At 65.6% G+C, this 17,316-nt stretch carries 20 protein-coding genes and 1 other RNA gene; 16 read left to right on the top strand and 5 right to left on the bottom strand.

Annotated elements, in window-relative coordinates:
• Positions 1-3 precede the first annotated feature (3 nt).
• From DWA33_RS02895 to ssrA, 5 genes are all read right to left on the bottom strand, one after another.
• Positions 4-279, bottom strand: coding sequence for a ribbon-helix-helix domain-containing protein (locus tag DWA33_RS02895; RefSeq protein WP_114356570.1), 276 nt, complete (start codon positions 277-279; stop codon positions 4-6).
• On the bottom strand, positions 276-464 hold the full coding sequence (locus DWA33_RS02890) for a DUF4169 family protein (protein ID WP_114356611.1): 189 nt from the start codon (positions 462-464) through the stop codon (positions 276-278). Before DWA33_RS02890 ends, DWA33_RS02895 begins: the two co-directional genes overlap by 4 nt.
• Before the next feature lie 266 nt (positions 465-730).
• The gene (gene fumC / locus DWA33_RS02885) at positions 731-2,158 is read right to left on the bottom strand and encodes a class II fumarate hydratase (protein WP_114356610.1); all 1,428 of its coding nucleotides are present in this window, start codon (positions 2,156-2,158) and stop codon (positions 731-733) included.
• Positions 2,159-2,270: 112 nt separating this feature from the next.
• Positions 2,271-2,804: an SspB family protein gene (locus DWA33_RS02880; protein WP_114356569.1), complete on the bottom strand. Its 534-nt coding sequence runs from the start codon at positions 2,802-2,804 to the stop codon at positions 2,271-2,273.
• Between the two features lie 230 nt (positions 2,805-3,034).
• Positions 3,035-3,403, bottom strand: a transfer-messenger RNA (tmRNA) gene (gene ssrA, locus DWA33_RS02875).
• A 140-nt stretch (positions 3,404-3,543) separates the two neighbouring features.
• On the opposite strand from ssrA, the gene DWA33_RS02870 reads away from it, so the two are divergent.
• The 16 genes from DWA33_RS02870 (at position 3,544) to DWA33_RS02800 (ending at position 17,316) form a co-directional block, all read left to right on the top strand.
• A complete protein-coding gene (locus tag DWA33_RS02870; RefSeq protein WP_114356568.1) occupies positions 3,544-4,140 on the top strand; it encodes a chromate transporter in 597 nt (198 codons plus the stop codon).
• Positions 4,137-4,667 carry a chromate transporter gene (locus DWA33_RS02865; protein WP_114356567.1) on the top strand — a complete coding sequence of 177 codons (531 nt, stop codon included), beginning with the start codon at positions 4,137-4,139 and terminating at the stop codon, positions 4,665-4,667. The genes DWA33_RS02870 and DWA33_RS02865 overlap by 4 nt, the downstream gene beginning before the upstream one ends.
• A gap of 68 nt (positions 4,668-4,735) precedes the next feature.
• A complete protein-coding gene (locus tag DWA33_RS02860; protein ID WP_114356566.1) occupies positions 4,736-5,236 on the top strand; it encodes a tripartite tricarboxylate transporter TctB family protein in 501 nt (166 codons plus the stop codon).
• A gap of 10 nt (positions 5,237-5,246) precedes the next feature.
• On the top strand, positions 5,247-6,761 hold the full coding sequence (locus DWA33_RS02855) for a tripartite tricarboxylate transporter permease (protein WP_167443109.1): 1,515 nt from the start codon (positions 5,247-5,249) through the stop codon (positions 6,759-6,761).
• A 104-nt stretch (positions 6,762-6,865) separates the two neighbouring features.
• The gene (locus tag DWA33_RS02850) at positions 6,866-7,873 is read left to right on the top strand and encodes a tripartite tricarboxylate transporter substrate-binding protein (RefSeq protein WP_114356564.1); all 1,008 of its coding nucleotides are present in this window, start codon (positions 6,866-6,868) and stop codon (positions 7,871-7,873) included.
• Positions 7,874-8,055: 182 nt separating this feature from the next.
• The gene (locus tag DWA33_RS02845; RefSeq protein ID WP_114356563.1) at positions 8,056-8,850 is read left to right on the top strand and encodes a thymidylate synthase; all 795 of its coding nucleotides are present in this window, start codon (positions 8,056-8,058) and stop codon (positions 8,848-8,850) included.
• A 3-nt stretch (positions 8,851-8,853) separates the two neighbouring features.
• Positions 8,854-9,267: a HEPN domain-containing protein gene (locus tag DWA33_RS02840; RefSeq protein ID WP_114356562.1), complete on the top strand. Its 414-nt coding sequence runs from the start codon at positions 8,854-8,856 to the stop codon at positions 9,265-9,267.
• Positions 9,246-9,617: a hypothetical protein gene (locus DWA33_RS24870; protein WP_147270217.1), complete on the top strand. Its 372-nt coding sequence runs from the start codon at positions 9,246-9,248 to the stop codon at positions 9,615-9,617. The genes DWA33_RS02840 and DWA33_RS24870 overlap by 22 nt, the downstream gene beginning before the upstream one ends.
• On the top strand, positions 9,614-10,129 hold the full coding sequence (locus DWA33_RS02835) for a dihydrofolate reductase (RefSeq protein ID WP_114356561.1): 516 nt from the start codon (positions 9,614-9,616) through the stop codon (positions 10,127-10,129). Before DWA33_RS24870 ends, DWA33_RS02835 begins: the two co-directional genes overlap by 4 nt.
• A 144-nt stretch (positions 10,130-10,273) precedes the next feature.
• Positions 10,274-11,425, top strand: coding sequence for an FtsH protease activity modulator HflK (gene hflK, locus DWA33_RS02830; RefSeq protein WP_114356560.1), 1,152 nt, complete (start codon positions 10,274-10,276; stop codon positions 11,423-11,425).
• On the top strand, positions 11,422-12,366 hold the full coding sequence (hflC, locus tag DWA33_RS02825; RefSeq protein ID WP_114356559.1) for a protease modulator HflC: 945 nt from the start codon (positions 11,422-11,424) through the stop codon (positions 12,364-12,366). The genes hflK and hflC overlap by 4 nt, the downstream gene beginning before the upstream one ends.
• 226 nt (positions 12,367-12,592) lie before the next feature.
• Positions 12,593-12,793, top strand: coding sequence for a DUF2065 domain-containing protein (locus DWA33_RS02820; RefSeq protein WP_114356558.1), 201 nt, complete (start codon positions 12,593-12,595; stop codon positions 12,791-12,793).
• A gap of 206 nt (positions 12,794-12,999) precedes the next feature.
• A complete protein-coding gene (locus DWA33_RS02815; protein WP_114356557.1) occupies positions 13,000-14,508 on the top strand; it encodes a Do family serine endopeptidase in 1,509 nt (502 codons plus the stop codon).
• A 6-nt stretch (positions 14,509-14,514) separates the two neighbouring features.
• Positions 14,515-15,153: a class I SAM-dependent methyltransferase gene (locus DWA33_RS02810; RefSeq protein ID WP_114356556.1), complete on the top strand. Its 639-nt coding sequence runs from the start codon at positions 14,515-14,517 to the stop codon at positions 15,151-15,153.
• Between the two features lie 504 nt (positions 15,154-15,657).
• Positions 15,658-16,662 carry a TRAP transporter substrate-binding protein DctP gene (dctP, locus tag DWA33_RS02805; RefSeq protein WP_244601187.1) on the top strand — a complete coding sequence of 335 codons (1,005 nt, stop codon included), beginning with the start codon at positions 15,658-15,660 and terminating at the stop codon, positions 16,660-16,662.
• A gap of 111 nt (positions 16,663-16,773) precedes the next feature.
• Positions 16,774-17,316 carry a TRAP transporter small permease subunit gene (locus DWA33_RS02800; RefSeq protein WP_114356554.1) on the top strand — a complete coding sequence of 181 codons (543 nt, stop codon included), beginning with the start codon at positions 16,774-16,776 and terminating at the stop codon, positions 17,314-17,316.

The following is a 17,316-nucleotide window of genomic DNA, read 5'->3' as shown; positions in this document are numbered from 1 at the left end:
TGGTCAGTGCGCCGTCAATGAACTCTCTGGCTTCGGGTCGGCGACCGGCTGCTGCGCCTGGATCGCGCGGCTGCGGAAGTAATCGAGCACGAACAGCCGGATCGCCGAGGACAGGTTACCCTGCTGGCGATTGCTGTCGATTTCCCCGACGAGCTCGGACAAGGTCATGTCCCGCACGCTGGAGATTTCCTTCATGCCGTTCCAGAAGGCTTCTTCGAGGCTGACACTGGTCTTGTGGCCCGCGACCACGATCGACCGTTTGACGACCGGCGATTTCATGACGCGTCCTCGCCACCGATTTTGTGTTGATCGAGCAGTTGATTGGCGCGGCTGACATGATGATCGTCGAGCGCGCGCTGCGATTTGGTCCTGCCGAATCGCGTGCGATTGGCGTCTGCGAGTTTGGCGGCTGCTTCCCGCTCGGCTCGCTTCTTGAATCGTTTTAAATTGACCACGTCGGCCATATAGGCACCCATTATCGATCAAATCGGCAACGGGCGTCGCCTACCAGGCGGGCACGAATGCGCGAAGCCATTGGCGGCTCGGTCACCATCAAGAACAACAACCATATCGCCGCAGGATGTCGCCCGAGACTTATTCGATAATCTGAATAAGGCAGTCGTACGACAACGCCGCAAGTGCAAGTTGACCAATCTGAGCGCGCAAGGGATATGATTTACATCAATTTCCGAAAGGCGATTTTTACGACGAGGGCGCGCGCGCTGCGGGCTCATCCCGGATGCGTCATTTTGTCCGGCCGGACCAGCCGGTCGAAGTCGGCGGCGCTGATCAGCCCGGAGCCGACCGCTTCCTCTTTCAAAGTCGTACCGCGCTGGTGCGCCGCCTTGGCGATTTTGGCGGCGTTGTCGTAACCGATGCTCGGCGCCAGCGCGGTCACCAGCATCAGCGAGCGCTGCATCAGTTCGCCGATCCGCTGCTCGTCGGCGCGGATGCCGTCGACGCAATTGGTGGTGAACGAACGTGCCGCGTCCGCCAGCAGCCCGATCGACTGCAGCATCGCCTGGGCCATCACCGGCTTGTAGACGTTGAGCTCGAAATGGCCCTGGCTGCCGGCCACGGTGAGCGTGGTGTGATTGCCGAACACCTGGCAGCACACCATGGTCATCGCCTCGCACTGCGTCGGATTGACCTTGCCGGGCATGATCGAGGAGCCGGGCTCGTTCTCGGGCAGGATCAGTTCGCCGAGACCGGAGCGCGGGCCGGAGCCGAGCAGGCGGATGTCGTTGGCGATCTTGAACAGCGCGGTGGCCGCCGCGTTCAGCGCGCCGTGCACGAACACATAGGCGTCGTTGCCGGCCAGTGCCTCGAACTTGTTCGGCGCGGTGACGAACGGCAGCTTGGTAATCGCGGCGGCGCGCTTGGCGAACGCCTTGGCGAATTTCGGATGGGTGTTCAGTCCGGTGCCGACCGCGGTGCCGCCCTGCGCCAGCGGATACAGCTCCTTCAGCGCCGATTTGATCCGGGCGATGCTGCTGGCGAGCTGTGACGCGTAGCCGGAAAATTCCTGGCCGAGGGTCAGCGGCGTGGCGTCCTGGGTGTGGGTGCGGCCGATCTTGACGATCTTGGCGAACGCCTTCTCCTTCTTGCGCAGCGCGTCGTGCAGCAGCGTCAGCGCCGGGATCAGGTCCGAACTAATCGCCTGCGCCGCCGCGATATGCATCGCGGTCGGAAACGAGTCGTTCGACGACTGGCTCATATTGACGTGATCGTTGGGATGCACCGGCTTCTTCGATCCGCGCTCGCCGCCGAGCAGTTCGTTGGCGCGGTTGGCGATCACCTCGTTGAGGTTCATGTTGGTCTGGGTGCCGGAGCCGGTCTGCCACACCACCAGCGGGAAGTGATCGTCATGGCTGCCGTCGATCACTTCGCGCGCGGCCCGGACGACGGCATCGGCGCGCTTGCGATCGAGCAGGCCGAGTTCGCGGTTGGTCTCGGCAGCGGCCAGCTTGACGATCGCCAGCGCCCGGATGATGCCGATCGGCATCCGCTCGGCGCCGATCCGGAAGTTCTGCCGCGAGCGCTCGGTCTGCGCGCCCCAGTAGCGGTCGGCAGCAACCTCGATCGGACCGAAACTGTCGGTCTCGCTACGGGTGGCGGCAGAACGCGCGGGGCGGGGGGAGCGGGGCGTGCGAGCCATGATCATCGTCCTGAAGGCTGGGGATCGGGGGAGGGCGGCACGGCGCCAAGCGGTAACGCCGCGCGCGCCGGAACGATCCAGCGCGCCAGTGAGCGGACGATCGGCAGCGCCGTTACTTCTTGCGGAAGCGGTCGAGCCGCACCACTTCGGCGCCTTCGCCGGAGCGGGCCGGCTCGTCGTCGGCAGGTGCGCCGGTCTCGGTCGTCGCGGAGGACGACGGCGGCAGCGCCACCGGCGCCGCGGTCACCAGTTCGGTCGTATCCTCGGACTCCCCGGTGTCGTCGATCTCATCGGCCGCCTCGAACTGCAGACCGAACTTCACCGAGGGATCGAAGAAGCTCTTGATCGCGGCGAACGGCACCACCAGCCGCTCCGGGATGCCGCCGAACGACAGCCCGACCTCGAAGCGGTCTTCGGTGACGATGAGGTCCCAGAACTGATGCTGCAGCACCACGGTCATCTCTTCCGGGTACTGCGCCAGAAGCCGCGGCGACAGCTTCACGCCATCGGCCTTCGACTGGAAGGTGATGAAGAAGTGATGTTCGCCCGGAAGGCCGTGCTGCGCGACGTCGGTGAGGACATGCCGCAGCACGCCACGCAAGGCATCGCGGGCGAGCACGTCGTATCGAATGTGGTCGGTGGCCATGTGGTCGTCCCGTGTCGTCGTCCCGTCGCTCGGATACCCCGAAGGTGCTGCCTTGGGGCTGGTCGGCACCGAGGAGGTGGCCCGACTCGCGCCGAACATCATGCTACCCCGGCCGCTGCCCATGGTCAGCATCTATCGCGGCTGAATTGTGCGGCGCGGCGCCGGAGAAACGGGCAGTAAGCCATCCGGCAGGCTGCAGAATTCTGAACGACCAAGGCATGATTAGAATGAGTGGAGGCTTCTGTTGCCAGGTGCCTCCGAACCCCGCCTAACGGAGCTTAACCCGTTAGGACTTTAAAGTGGTCTTTCAAACTGCGTTACGCAGCCTGAGCAACCGGAGCATAGTTGTCGTTGGCAACTATTGCAGTAGCCCGATAACGGCGGAACAATACCGGGAAAAAGCGAGCCCTTTACGCCCTCGTCGATCCTATTTCGCCCCCGCCGAAACCCGCCTTCCGAAACGAAGAGGAACGGGCTTGGGTGGAGGCGCCGGGTACCGCCCCCGGGTCCGAATGGTTTATTGCGGCGGCCATTTATTTCCATAGTCGGGTTGCCCCGACGCTCCCAATATAGGGGGCAATGGCGCCGGGCGAAAGGGCCTCCCGTCCAAGCACTTGTGGGCGTGGCCGGGATCCTCGCCAAGGCGAGGTCCAGCATCCGGGCAGCTTGGCGGTGCGCGAACAGGGGGACGGCGGAAAAGCCGGTGGTTGCCTAAGCTGCGGCGGTCTAAAGCTTGCGAATGGCTCTTATCGATGCTCCCGATCGCGAGACTGGGGACGCCGCGGCCGCGCCGCCGCCCGGCCTCGGCGAACTGTTCGTCGCCTTCGCCAAGATGTCGCTGGCCGGGTTCGGCGGCGTCTTGGTGTGGGCGCGGCAGGCGATCGTCGATCGGCATCGCTGGATGACAGCCGAGGAGTTCAACGAGACCTTCGCGCTGTGCCATTTTTTGCCGGGGCCGAACATCGTCAACCTGTCGGTGGTGTTTGGATCGCGGTTCCGCGGCATCCCAGGGGCGATCGTCGCGTTTGCGGGGCTGCTGGGGCCGCCAGTGTTGATCGTGACGGTGCTGGCGGTGCTCTATGCCCGCTACGGCGAGATCGAGGTGCTGCGGCGCGTTCTCGCCGGGGTGTCCTGCGCGGCGATCGGGCTGCTGCTGGCCGTGGTGTTCAAGATGCTGGTGCCGCTGCTGCGCCGGCGGGAGCCGGTGGCGCTGGCGCTGTTCGCAGGGGTGTTCGTCGCAGTCGGCGTGCTCCGGCTGCCGATGCCGTGGGTACTCGCGGCCGCGGTCCCGCTCAGCATCGGCGCCAGCTTCATGCTGCGGAGACGCGCCGCATGACCGGAGCGGCGTCGCTCGGCGGGCTCGCAGCCACCTTCAGCACGATGTCGCTGTTCGCGATCGGCGGCGCCAACGCCGCCCTGCCGGAAATCCACCGCGTCGCCGTCACACTCAATCACTGGCTGACCGAACAGCAATTCGCCGACGCGTTTGCGATCGCGCAGCTGTCGCCCGGTCCCAACGTGCTGATCGTCACCCTGATCGGCTATCAGGCGGCCGGGCTTGCCGGCGCGCTGGTGGCGACGGTGGCGATGTGCGGGCCGAGCGCGGCGCTGGCCTATGCGGTCGGCCGGCTGCTGCGCCGCCCGGCCCGTTCGCAGTGGCCATCGATCATTCAGGCGGCGCTGGTGCCGCTGTCGATCGGGCTGATGGCGGCGAGCAGCCTGGTCCTCGCCGGGACCTCGGACCGGTCCGGCGCGGCGCTGGCCGTCATCGCGGCGGTCGCGGTGCTGGCGGCGGTCACCAGGATCAATCCACTATGGTTGTTGCTGGCCGGCGGGCTCCTCGGCCTCGCCGGCGTTGTTTGAATCAAGCCGATAGGCCAAGACCAACAAACACCGTTCACGACTCGGACGGGACATTCAGGGAGCAGACGATGGGCGAGGCGCCGAGCGAGGTGCGGGAGGGATCCGTGTTTCCGGCCTGGATCCGCGGACCGCAGGATTTCGTCGGCGGGCTGGTGCTGATGGCGGTCGCCGCCTTCGCGCTGTGGGCCGCCGCCGACCTCGGCGGCATGCAGGGCTTTCGCTTCGGGGCTGGGACCGTGCCGCGGCTGCTGGCGGTGCTGCTGCTCGGGCTCGGCGCGGTGATCACGGCGACCGGGATCTTCGCCGAAGGCGAGCCGCTGGCGAAACTGCATTGGCGCGGTCCGCTGTTCGTCGGGCTCTCCATTCTGTCTTTCGCGATCGCGATCCGGCCGCTCGGCCTGGTGATCGCGGCGTTCTCCAGCTTCCTGATCGCGGCGCTCGGCACGCCGGAGACGCGCTGGGGCGAGACCATCGTGGTCGGCATCGTGCTCACCGCCGCGTGCTGCGGGCTGTTCGTGTACGGGTTGGCGCTGCCGTTCACGCTGTGGCCCGCGGCCCTGACGCAGTGAGGGCGCGGTGATGGATCTGTTCTCCAATCTCACCCTCGGTTTTCAGGTCGCCGCGTCGCCGACCAATCTGCTGCTGTGCCTGACCGGCGCGCTGGTCGGCACGCTGATCGGCGTGCTGCCGGGGATCGGCACCATCGCCACGGTGGCGATGCTGCTGCCGATTACCTTCGGCCTGCCGCCGATCGGGGCGCTGATCATGCTGGCGGGCATTTATTACGGCGCGCAATACGGCGGCTCGACCACCTCGATCCTGGTCAACATTCCGGGCGAGGCGACCTCGGTGGTCACCACGCTCGACGGTTTCCAGATGGCCAAGCAGGGGCGTGCCGGTCCGGCGCTGGCGATCGCGGCGATCGGCTCGTTCGCCGCCGGCTGCTTCGCCACCGTGCTGATCGCTCTGGTCGGCGAGCCGCTGACCAGGATCGCTCTGGAATTCGGCCCGGCCGAGTACTTCTCCCTGATGGTGCTGGGTCTGGTGTTCGCAGTGGTATTGGCGCGCGGATCGGTACTGAAAGCGGTAGCGATGATCGTGCTCGGGCTGCTGCTGTCGACGGTCGGCTCCGATATCGAGACCGGGGCGGCCCGGATGACCTTCGATCTGCCGGAACTGGCCGACGGGCTCGGCTTCGCCACGGTGGCGATGGGGGTGTTCGGCTTCGCTGAGATCATCCGCAACCTGGATTCCGGCGCATCGGCAGATCGCGAACTGGTGCAGCAGAAGATCACCGGCCTGATGCCGACCCGGAAGGATCTGCGCGACGCAGCACCGGCGATCGGCCGCGGCACGGTGCTCGGCTCGATCCTCGGCATCCTGCCTGGCGGCGGTGCGGTGATCGCGTCGTTCGCCGCCTATACGCTGGAGAAGAAGATTTCGCGCACGCCGCAGCGGTTCGGCCGCGGCGCGATCGAAGGCGTCGCTGCGCCGGAAAGTGCCAACAATGCCGCCGCCCAGACCTCGTTCATCCCGCTGCTGACGCTCGGGATTCCGCCGAACGCGGTGATGGCCCTGATGGTCGGCGCGATGACGATCCACAACATCGTGCCGGGGCCGCAAGTGATGCAGAACCAGCCCGAGCTGGTCTGGGGCATGATCGCATCGATGTGGATCGGCAATCTGATGTTGCTGGTGATCAATCTGCCGCTGGTCGGCGTCTGGGTACGCTTGCTGCGTGTTCCGTACCGTCTGCTGTTTCCGGCGATCGTGATCTTCTGCTGCATCGGGATCTATTCGGTGAACAACGCCCCTATGGACGTGATCCTGGCGGGCGCGTTCGGGCTGGTCGGCTATTGGCTGGTGAAACATGATTTCGAGCCAGCGCCGCTGCTGCTCGGCATGGTGCTCGGTCCGCTGATGGAGGATAATCTGCGCCGCGCCTTACTGATCGCACGCGGCGACGCCTCCGTGTTCTTCGCCAGTCCACTCTCGGCGTCGTTGCTAATAGCGGCCGCCGGCCTGCTGATTCTGGCGGTATTACCGGTGCTCCGCGGCAAGCGGGACGAGGTGTTCGTCGAGTCCGAGGGCTGATCCGCCCGGCCCCTTGCATTCTCGCATCGCCGCAACGCCGTTTCGCCGGTTGATCTGATAGCGAGTAATTCGCTATTAGCACTCCTTTCCGGCGGAGACGTCCAATGAAGTTGTTTGTCGGCGCGAGCGCAGCGAGGGGCGTTGCGGCCGCCCTGATGGCGCTGTGGCTGGCGCCTGCCTCGGCCTTCGACCAAGATCGGTTGGATCAGATCGATTTTCCCGTGCGCACCGTCACTGTCGTCGTTCCGTTCGCCAGAGGCGGCCCCACCGACACCGTGGCTCGTCTGATCTCGATGGAAATGGCCAAGACGCTGGGACAGCCGATCGAGATCGAGAACATATTGGGCGCCGGCGGTACCCTGGCGGCGACCCGCGTCGCGCACGCCACTCCCGACGGTCACACCCTGATCGTCGGGCACCTTGGGACGCACGGCTCGGCGGTGGCGCTGTTCCCAAAGCTCGGCTACCGGCCCGACAAGGACTTCGAGCCAGTCGCGCTGCTCACCGAGATGCCGGTGCTGCTGCTGGCAAGGAAGCAGTTCCCGCCCAAGGACATGACCGAGTTCGCCGCGTTCGTGAAGGCCCACACCGACAACATCAACGTCGCCCATGCCGGGTTCGGGTCGGTGTCCTACGCGTCGTGTCTGCTGCTCAACCGCCTGCTGCATGTCGACCCGACCGGCGTGCCGTTCAGCGGCACCGGCCCGGCCTTGCAGGCGCTGATCGAGGGGCAGGTCGACTACATGTGCGATCAGATCGTCAACGCCGTGCCGGCACTGCGCGAGGGCAAGATCAAGGCCTATGTGATCGCATCATCGGCCCGCGATGCCGCGCTGCCGCAAGTCCCCACAGCGGGCGAAATGGGGCTGCCCGGCTTTCAGATCGGGGCCTGGACCGGGCTGTTCGCCCCTCGCGGCACGCCCGAACCGATCGTCGCCAAGCTGAACGCCGCGGTGTCACGGGCCCTCGACCAGTCCGAACTGCGCAGCAAGCTGACCGACCTCGGCGGCCTGGTTCCCCGCCCGGACCAACGCTCGCCGGTGGTCCTGGCACAGCTCGTTCACGATGAAATCACCCGTTGGGGCGAGCTGGCGAAGGGGGCCGGACCCTAACTTCCGCCGCCCGGCGCGGCCGCCAGCGGGCGGCGCAACAGCCTTGTGTGGATCGGCGGCGCTACGGCCTTGCCGCGGCCGCCGCCAGGGGCCATTTTCGCAGCTGTCCGCACCGTTCCCCAAGCCCTCCCGTGTCGTCGCCCGGCGACCGTGTCGGCGCTGCATTGCCGAGCCACCTCGCCATGATCCAATATCAGGACCTGCTCGAACGCATCTTGAGCGACGGGGCGGAGAAGCACGACCGCACCGGCACCGGCACGCTGTCGGTGTTCGGGCATCAGATGCGGTTCGATCTGGCGGCCGGCTTCCCGATGGTGACCACCAAGCGGCTGCCGCTGAAGGCGATCGTCCACGAACTGCTGTGGTTCCTGAAGGGCGACACCAACATCAAATACCTGCACGATCACGGCGTGACGATCTGGGACGAGTGGGCGGACGCCAATGGTGATCTCGGCCCGGTATACGGCGCGCAATGGCGCTCCTGGCCGACTGCGGACGGCGGCTCGATCGATCAAATCGCCAACGTTGTCGAGATGATCAAGCGCAATCCGGATTCACGGCGCCTGATGGTGACAGCGTGGAATCCGGCCGATGTCGAGAAGATGGCGTTGCCGCCGTGCCACTGCCTGTTCCAGTTCTACGTGGCCCGCGGCAAGCTGTCGTGTCAGCTCTATCAGCGCTCGGCCGACGTGTTTCTCGGTGTGCCGTTCAACATCGCGTCCTACGCACTGTTGACGATGATGGTCGCGCAGGTCACCGGGCTGAAGCCGGGCGAGTTCATTCACACGCTCGGCGACGCGCATCTGTACTCCAATCACCTCGATCAGGCCCGGCTGCAGCTCACCCGCGCGCCGCGCGCGCTGCCGGTGATGGCGATCAACCCCGCGGTGACCGACATCTTCGGTTTCCGCTACGAAGATTTCACCCTGCAAGGCTACGATCCGCACCCGCACATCAAGGCCGAGGTGGCGGTGTGAACCATGGCAGAGATCAGCAAGGCAAGACTGCTTGCGCTGTCTGAGGCAAAGCTCCTCGATGCCAAGCTGCTGCTCGAGGCTGGCAGCCACGGAAACGCCTATTACTTGGCGGGGTATGCGATTGAATTGGCGTTCAAGGCGATCTTGTCGGCGCAATTCAAAGCCGATACGCTTCCTGACCGAGCCTTGCTCAAGGATCTTTACACTCACGATCTGTTCAAGCTTCTCCGGCTGTGCCGGTTGGAGGAAGAGCTCAAGGCTCGAAGGCAAACTGACGCCGAATTCGAAGGATTTTGGCAAATTGTGACAGGCTGGGACGAGGCCAGTCGTTATGCAGACGTTGGGCCCGACGACGCCCTGGCGCTGATTCGAGCTATCGAAGGAGGTATTCTTCCATGGTTGCGCAGCAAGCTGTAGCGCCGGAGTTCGAGACTGCGCACAAGCTGCTCGACCTTCTCGAGCGAGATGGGTTTCCTGTCGAGACAGCAGTTTGGGTGCCTGATGACGAAGGACGCGGCCGCCTGTATATCGTGCCGCGGTCTCACCCGAAGGATACACTGCGTGAGACCATTCGCGTCGCTGAAACCATCGTGAACCACAGCGACGAGCTTCCGGGTAGAAACGATCTGCGTTACACCATCGCCAAACCAGACCATCCGATTGTTCAGGCAGTCAGGTCGGTATCATCTCCAGACGGAAGAGTTCGGGGCGCTTATCGCAACGGCACGTATGTCGACGAAGCGTATGTTCTTCGTCCTGCCGCATGATCACGATCGTCCTCGTCGTCGCGGTTGCCGATAACGGCGTGATCGGGCAGGGCAACGCGATGCCGTGGCGGCTGAAGTCCGACCTGCAGCGGTTCAAGCGGCTGACGCTGAGCAAGCCGGTGATCATGGGCCGCAAAACCTATCAGTCGATCGGCCGGCCGCTGCCGGGACGGACCAACATCGTGGTGACGCGCGATGCCGCTTTCGCGGCGGCTGGCGTCGTCGTGGCGCCGTCATTCGAGGCCGCCGAACAGGTCGCGCGAGGCGATGCGCTGCGGCGTTTTGCCACCGAAATCGCGGTGATCGGTGGCGCCGACATTTTCGCCCACTGGCTGCCGCGCGCGGCACGGCTCGAGCTGACCGAAGTGCACGCCAGCCCCGAGGGTGATACCTGCTTTCCGCCGATCGATCCGGCGCAATGGCAGGAGGTTGTGCGCGAACGTCACGTCGCCGGGCCACAGGACAGCGCGGATTTCTCCTATGTGACCTATCGACGCTGTGCCGCCGGGTGAGCGGGGGCGCGGCACCGTTGGCAATTGACAAACCTTCGCCAAGGCTTAGCTCGCAACGCGGAATGACGCGCGTTGTGCCCGGGGGGACGGTCCCCTATAAAGCCGGGCAGACTGCGGCCGTTCGGCCGCGAAGGAGATGTTTGAATGCCGTGGAAGAATCAAGGCGGAGGCCCGTGGGGTTCTGGCCCCAAGGGTCCGTGGGGCTCGGGGCCGCAATCGTCGGGACCGCGGCCGCCTGATCTCGAAGACCTGCTGCGCCGCGGCCAGGACCGGCTGCAACAGATCCTCCCCGGCGGCCATTTCAGCGGCCTCGGCATCATCGTCGTGGTGCTCGGCGCGCTGGCGATCTGGGGCCTGTCGGGCTTCTTCCGGGTGCAGTCCGAAGAACTCGGCGTGGTGCTGCGGTTCGGCAAGCATGTTCGCACCGTGCAGCCCGGCCTCAACTATCATCTGCCGTATCCGATCGAGACCGTGCTGCTGCCGAAGGCGCTGCGCGTCAACACCATCAGCATCGGCGTGGTCGTGTCGGCCGATTCCTCGCGTCGCGGCGCGACCACGCAGGACGTTCCGGAAGAGAGCCTGATGCTGACCGGCGACGAGAACATCGTCGACGTCGATTTCACCGTGCTGTGGCGAATCAAGCCCGACGGCGTCGGCGATTTCCTGTTCAACATCCAGAATCCGCAGGGCACCGTGAAGGCGGTGGCCGAGAGCGCGATGCGCGAAGTGATCGGCCGTTCCGATATCCAGCCGATCCTCACCGGCGCCCGCACCACGATCGAAGGCGCGGTGCAGGAACTGATGCAGAAGACGCTCGACAGCTACGGCGCCGGCGTACTGGTACAGCAGGTGCAGCTGCAGAAGGTCGACCCGCCGCAGCAGGTCATCGACGCATTCCGCGACGTCCAGGCGGCGCGCGCCGACCTCGAGCGGTTGCAGAACGAAGCGCAGACCTACGCCAATCGCGTGATTCCCGACGCCAAGGGCCGCGCGGCGCAGATCACCCAGAACGCCGAAGGCTACAAGCAGCAGGCGATCGCCGAGGCCCGGGGCCAGAGCGCGCGCTTCCTCGACGTCTATGAAGAATACCGGAAGGCTCCCGACGTGACTCGTCAGCGCATCTATCTTGAAACCATGGAGCGCGTGCTCGGTCCGGCCGACAAGCTGCTCTACGATCCCGGCGCGGGCGTCGGCGGTGGCGGCCAGGGCGTGATCCCGTATCTCCCCTTGAACGAACTCACTCCGCGTCGTTCTGCAACGCCGCCGCAGCAGTCGCAGCTGGGAGGCACCCGATGAAGGCCGGAGTCGCAGGTGTCGTCGCCCTGATCGTGACGCTGGTCGTGATCGTGGTGGTGTGGTCGTCGCTGTTCACCGTGCGCCAGACCGAGCAGGTCCTGCTGGTCCGGCTCGGCGAGCCGGTTCGCGTGGTCACCGAGCCGGGGCTGCATTTCAAGGCGCCGTTCATCGATTCGGTGATCAGCATCGACAAGCGAATCCTCGATCTGGAAAACCCGTCGCAGGAAGTGATCGCCGCCGACCAGAAGCGGCTGGTGGTCGACGCCTTCGCGCGCTACCGGATCAAGAATGCGCTGCGCTTCTACCAGTCGGTCGGCTCGGTGCCGGCGGCCAACCTCCAGCTCACCACGCTGCTCAACGCGGCGCTGCGCCGCGTGCTCGGCGAGGTCACCTTCATCCAGGTGGTGCGTGACGAGCGCGAGGCGCTGATGGGCCGGATCCGCTCCCAGCTCGACCGCGAGGCCGAGAACTACGGCATCTCGGTGGTCGATGTCCGGATTCGCCGCGCCGATCTGCCGGACCAGAACAGCCTGGCGGTGTATCAGCGGATGCAGACCGAACGTCAGCGTGAAGCCGCCGAGTTCCGCGCCCAGGGCGGCCAGAAGGCGCAGGAGATCCGTTCCAAGGCCGATCGCGACGTCACCGTGATCATCGCCGAGGCGAATTCCCAGGCCGAAGAGATCCGCGGTTCCGGCGACGCCGAGCGCAACCGGCTGTTCGCGACCGCCTATTCCAAGGATCCGGATTTCTTCGCGTTCTATCGTTCGATGACCGCCTACGAGCAGGCGCTGAAGAGCAACGATACCCGGTTCCTGCTGCGGCCGGATTCGGACTTCTTCCGGTTCTTCGGCAGTGCCGAGGGACGGGCGGCCACGAACGGCGCAGCGCCGTCCGCGGCCGCGACACCGGCGGTGCCGGCGGCTCCCGCCGTACCGCGCTGACGAATCCACGATCGAAAAACGGGCCGCCCAGCAGCGGCCCGTTTTGCGTTGGGGCGCCGCCGCCGGTTTCGGACGCTGCGAGAAGACGCGACAAAACAATTCTCTAGAGCCGCGGTTGGATTTCAATCGGACGCCGAATTGCTCTAGAACAGGCCGATCAACAGCGGCGCGCGGAGCTTGCGCCGGACGACAAGGGCCGAGCGCCGGCCGGGGAGGATGCTGTCGCATGAGGTCTTTCGCGTTCGCCGACCTCCTCATCGGCGTGGGATTGCTGTTCGTTCTGGAAGGACTGATCTTCGCGGCCAGCCCGAACTGGATGCGGCGGGCGATGAAGAGTGCGCTCGAGACTCCCGACAATGTGCTGCGCGCGGTCGGCATCGGCTCGGCGGTCGCCGGCCTGCTGCTGATCTGGGCGGTGCGGCACTAGCGCGACCCCAGCGGCCGGGACGGTGCCGGGGTGCTGTCACGACGTTTTCAACCGTGAGATCGTGTTTGGAGCCGGTTTTCGCCGCAATCGGTGCGGCGGATAGGGTAGCTTCGTTCACCACCGATGCTTGCGCCGGTCCCAGGATCGGGCGCAGTGTTTCACGCGACTGCGCCGCCGTTTCGCGCACGCCAGGAGAAGATTGGACCATGCCCGCTGCGATCGCGTTCAATTCCCGGATCAGGCCCATGCGGATCAGGCCGCTTCTCGCCGCGCTGTGCCTCGGCATCGCGACGATCGCCGGTCCTGGGCCGGCCTCCGCCCGCGGTCCGGAAGGGATCGCCGATGTCGCCGAGAAGGTGATCGACGCGGTGGTCAACATCTCCACCACCCAGACCGTCGAGGCCAAGGGCTCCGGCGAGAGCAAGGGCGCGGCACCGCAACTGCCGCCGGGTTCGCCGTTCGAGGAGTTCTTCGAGGACTTCTTCAAGAACCGTCGCGGCGACAAGGGCGGCGGCGGCGGCCCGCGCAAGACCAACTCGCTCGGCTCCGGCTTCATCATCGACGCGGCCGGCGTCGCGGTCACCAACAATCACGTGATCGCCGATTCCGACGAGATCAACGTGATCCTCAACGACGGCACCAAGATCAGGGCGGAGCTGGTCGGGGTCGACAAGAAGACCGATCTCGCGGTGCTGAAATTCAAGCCGCCGGCCGGCAAGACGCTGACCGCGGTGAAGTTCGGCGACAGCGACAAGCTGCGGCTCGGCGAATGGGTGGTGGCGATCGGCAACCCGTTCTCGCTGGGTGGCACGGTGACCGCCGGCATCGTCTCGGCCCGCAACCGCGACATCAATTCCGGCCCCTATGACAGCTACATCCAGACCGACGCCGCGATCAATCGCGGCAATTCCGGTGGGCCGCTGTTCAACCTCGCCGGCGAAGTAGTTGGCGTCAACACCCTGATTATCTCGCCGTCGGGCGGCTCGATCGGGATCGGCTTCGCGGTGCCGTCCAAGACCGTGGTGCCGGTGGTCGATCAGCTCCGCCAGTTCGGCGAACTGCGCCGCGGCTGGCTCGGGGTGCGCATCCAGCAGGTCACCGACGAGATCGCCGAGAGCCTGAGCATCAAGCCGGCGCGGGGCGCGCTGGTCGCCGGGGTCGACGACAAGGGCCCGGCCAAGCCGGCCGGGATCGAGCCCGGCGACGTGGTGATCAAGTTCGACGGCAAGGACATCAAGGAGCCGAAGGATCTGTCGCGGATCGTGGCCGACACCGCGGTCGGCAAGACCGTCGACGTCGTGGTGATCCGCAAGGGCAAGGAAGAAACCAGGCAGGTCACGCTCGGCCGGCTGGACGACGATGCCAAGCCGCAGCCGGCTTCGGCCAAGTCGCAGCCCGAAGCCGAGAAGCCGGTCACTCAGAAGGTGCTCGGCCTCGATCTCGCCGCGCTGTCGAAGGACCTGCGCGGCCGCTTCAAGATCAAGGACAGCGTCAAGGGCGTGCTGGTGACCGGTGTCGACAACGGTTCGGATGCCGCCGAGAAGCGGCTGTCGGCCGGCGACGTCATCGTCGAGGTGGCGCAGGAGTCGGTCGGCAGCGCCGCCGACATCAAGAAGCGCGTCGAGCAGCTCAAGAAGGACGGCAAGAAGTCGGTGCTGCTGCTGGTCGCCAACGCCTCCGGCGAGCTGCGCTTCGTCGCGCTCAGCCTGCAATAAGGCAAGATGGCCGAATCGGCCTCGACCGCGCCCGCCGTCGATTTCGTCGGCGGCGCGGTCGGCTACCGGTTTCGTTCCCAGGCCGGCCGCAGCCACGCGCTGCTCAAGGCCACCGGCGTGTCACCGGCGCGCCCGCTGCACGTCGTCGATGCCACCGCAGGCCTCGGCCGCGACGCCTTCCTGCTGGCCTCGATGGGCGCGACCGTGACGTTGATCGAGCGCGTGCCGGAGGTGCACGCGCTGCTGGCCGAAGCCCTCGAAGCCGCACGCAGCGAGAGCGACGAACTCGCCGGCATCATCGGCCGGATGACGCTGCTGCACGGCGATGCCCGCGCACTGCTGCCGACGATGCAGGCCGACGTCATCACCATCGATCCGATGCATCCGCCACGTACCAAGACCGCGCTGGTCAAGCAGGAGATGCGGCTGCTGCGTGATCTCGTCGGCGCCGACCTCGACGTCGCCGAACTGCTGGCGGCGGCGCTGTCGGCCGATTGCCGCCGCGTCGTGCTGAAATGGCCGCTGCGCGCCGCCGCGCCGCCCGCTCCGCGCAAGCCCTCACACCAGATTGCCGGCAAGACCGTTCGCTACGACGTGTTCGTGCGGTCGCAGCCAGCGGCCGAGCCGACGGCACGGAATGTCTGATCACGTTGGTACGATTTCGCACCTTTCTGCTTGGAGGCGATGCGGATCCTCACCCTTCGATATGTACGGCTTTGCCGGTCGATGGTGACAGTGTGGAGCTCCTCGGGCCGCTCGAGGAACTAACGTGAGACAGTCGATGACGCGGAAGACGTTCCTCGCTGCGCTCGATCCGCCGCATCGGTAGCAATGACGTCCTGCCTCCGGATCGTGACTGCTACGTATTGTCGCGACCCGCAACGACACGACAGCCGCCAGGCCGGTCGACGCACGCTGAATCGCCGCGTTTCCTCGGGATCGCGGATCGGCCATCGATCAGTATGCCACTGCGCGAGATATTCGCGCGGCATCGCGATCACGCCGCACTGCACACGCGTGAGGCCGCCGAGGCCGAGTGATTGACGGCCGATCACAGGCCGTGCTCTGATCGAAAGAAACGACACAGAACAAGATCAGCCAAGGGAGAAACCAATGTCGGGATCAACTAACAAGTTGAATCGACGCGCCATGCTCAAGGCATCGGTGGCCGCCGCCGCGGCGCCGGCACTGATCGGCAGCGCACAAGCTCAGCAGACGGTGACCTGGAAGGTGCAGGCGCATTGGCCGAAGGCATCGGGCTCGTTCAACGACAGCCTCGGCGTGCTGGCGAAGGAACTCGAGGAGCGGACCGGCGGCCGTTTCAAGCTGGAGACCTATGGGGCCGGCGAAATCGCCAAGGACCGCGAGATCTACAACGTCGTTCGGCGCGGTGTCGTACCGATGGGCACGATCTCGCCGGCCTACATTCTCGGCGAAGCGCAGGCGATGGGATTGTTCTACGGCGTGCCCGGAACGCTGCGCGAATCCTGGGAGATGATGCATCTGACCAAGAACCTCGGCATCGAGAAGATGGTCAACGAGGAGCTGCGTCCCAAGGGCGTGTTGATGATGGCCGAGAAGGCCTATCCGACCGAGGTCGTGCTGAAGAAGAAGGTGACCTCCGCGGCCGAACTCGGTTCGCTGAAGATCCGCTCGGCCGGCACCATGCTCGATTATCTGGCTGCCGCCGGGGCGTCGCCGCAGCAGATCGCCGGTCCTGAGATCTATCAGGCGATCTCGACCGGCGTGGTCGACGGCGCGCATTGGGGTGCCGCGATCGGCGCGCTGTCGATGAAGTTCTGGGAAGTGGCGAAGTACCACATGAAGCCGGCGCTCGGCTTCGCCAACGACGCCTACATCGTCAACATCGCGGCGCTCGACAAGCTGCCGCCCGATCTGAAGCTGCAGTTCGTGTCGCTGGTCGAAGAGCGCTATTTCCGCCGCTCGGTCGAGTATCTGAATCAGGAAGCGGTGGCGCTCACCACCGGCAAGACCAAGATGGACGTCGAGGTCCTGCGCTTCCCGGACGACGTGCTGAAGAAGTTCGCCGATGCGTCCAATCAGATCCTGAAGAAGGAAGCCGCCAAGGGTGATGTCGCGCAGAAGGGCACCCAGGCGCTCAACAAGCTGATGACCGATCTCGGCTACGCCTGACACCGGCGCAGACCGGGGCCGACGCGGCGGCGCACGCTGCCGCGTCGCTGTTCCTGCTCCGAACATCGGTGACGGTCGTCACCGCATCTCTTCAACCAACGGCGTAACCGGATGCTGAGCTTCGCACGCGCAATTACGCGCCTGAACTACTGGGTCGCGATGATCGCCGCATGGCTGATCGCGCCGATCTTCCTGCTGCTGATGGCCGACGTGATCATGCGCTACGTGGTCGGCAGCGCCGCGATCTGGACCGCCGAACTCGCCCAGCTGGTGTTCGGCGTTTACGCGGTGATCGCCGGCGGCTATCTGCTGGCCGAGCGTGCGCACGTCAACGTCGACATCATCTACGGCAGGTTCAGCCCGGCGCAGAAGGCCAAGGTCGATCTCGCCACCTCGTTCCTGTTCTTCCTGTTCATGGCGGTGCTGATCTGGCAGGGCACCGACATGGCGTGGGAATCCGCGGCGAAGTTCGAAACCTCGTCGAGCATTTGGAATCCACCGATCTGGCCGGTCAAGATCGCGATCCCGGTCGCGGGCGTGCTGCTGCTGCTGCAGGGGCTGGTGCGGATCGTCTCCGACGTGCGCACCGTGATGGGGCTTCCCAACGATCCGGACGCGTTCGGCAAGCAGGCCGCCGACGGCCCCTCTCATTGA

The sequence above is a fragment of the Rhodopseudomonas pentothenatexigens genome (assembly GCF_900218015.1).
Classification (GTDB): Bacteria; Pseudomonadota; Alphaproteobacteria; order Rhizobiales; family Xanthobacteraceae; genus Rhodopseudomonas; species Rhodopseudomonas pentothenatexigens.
This window is presented reverse-complemented; position numbering and strand designations above follow the sequence as displayed.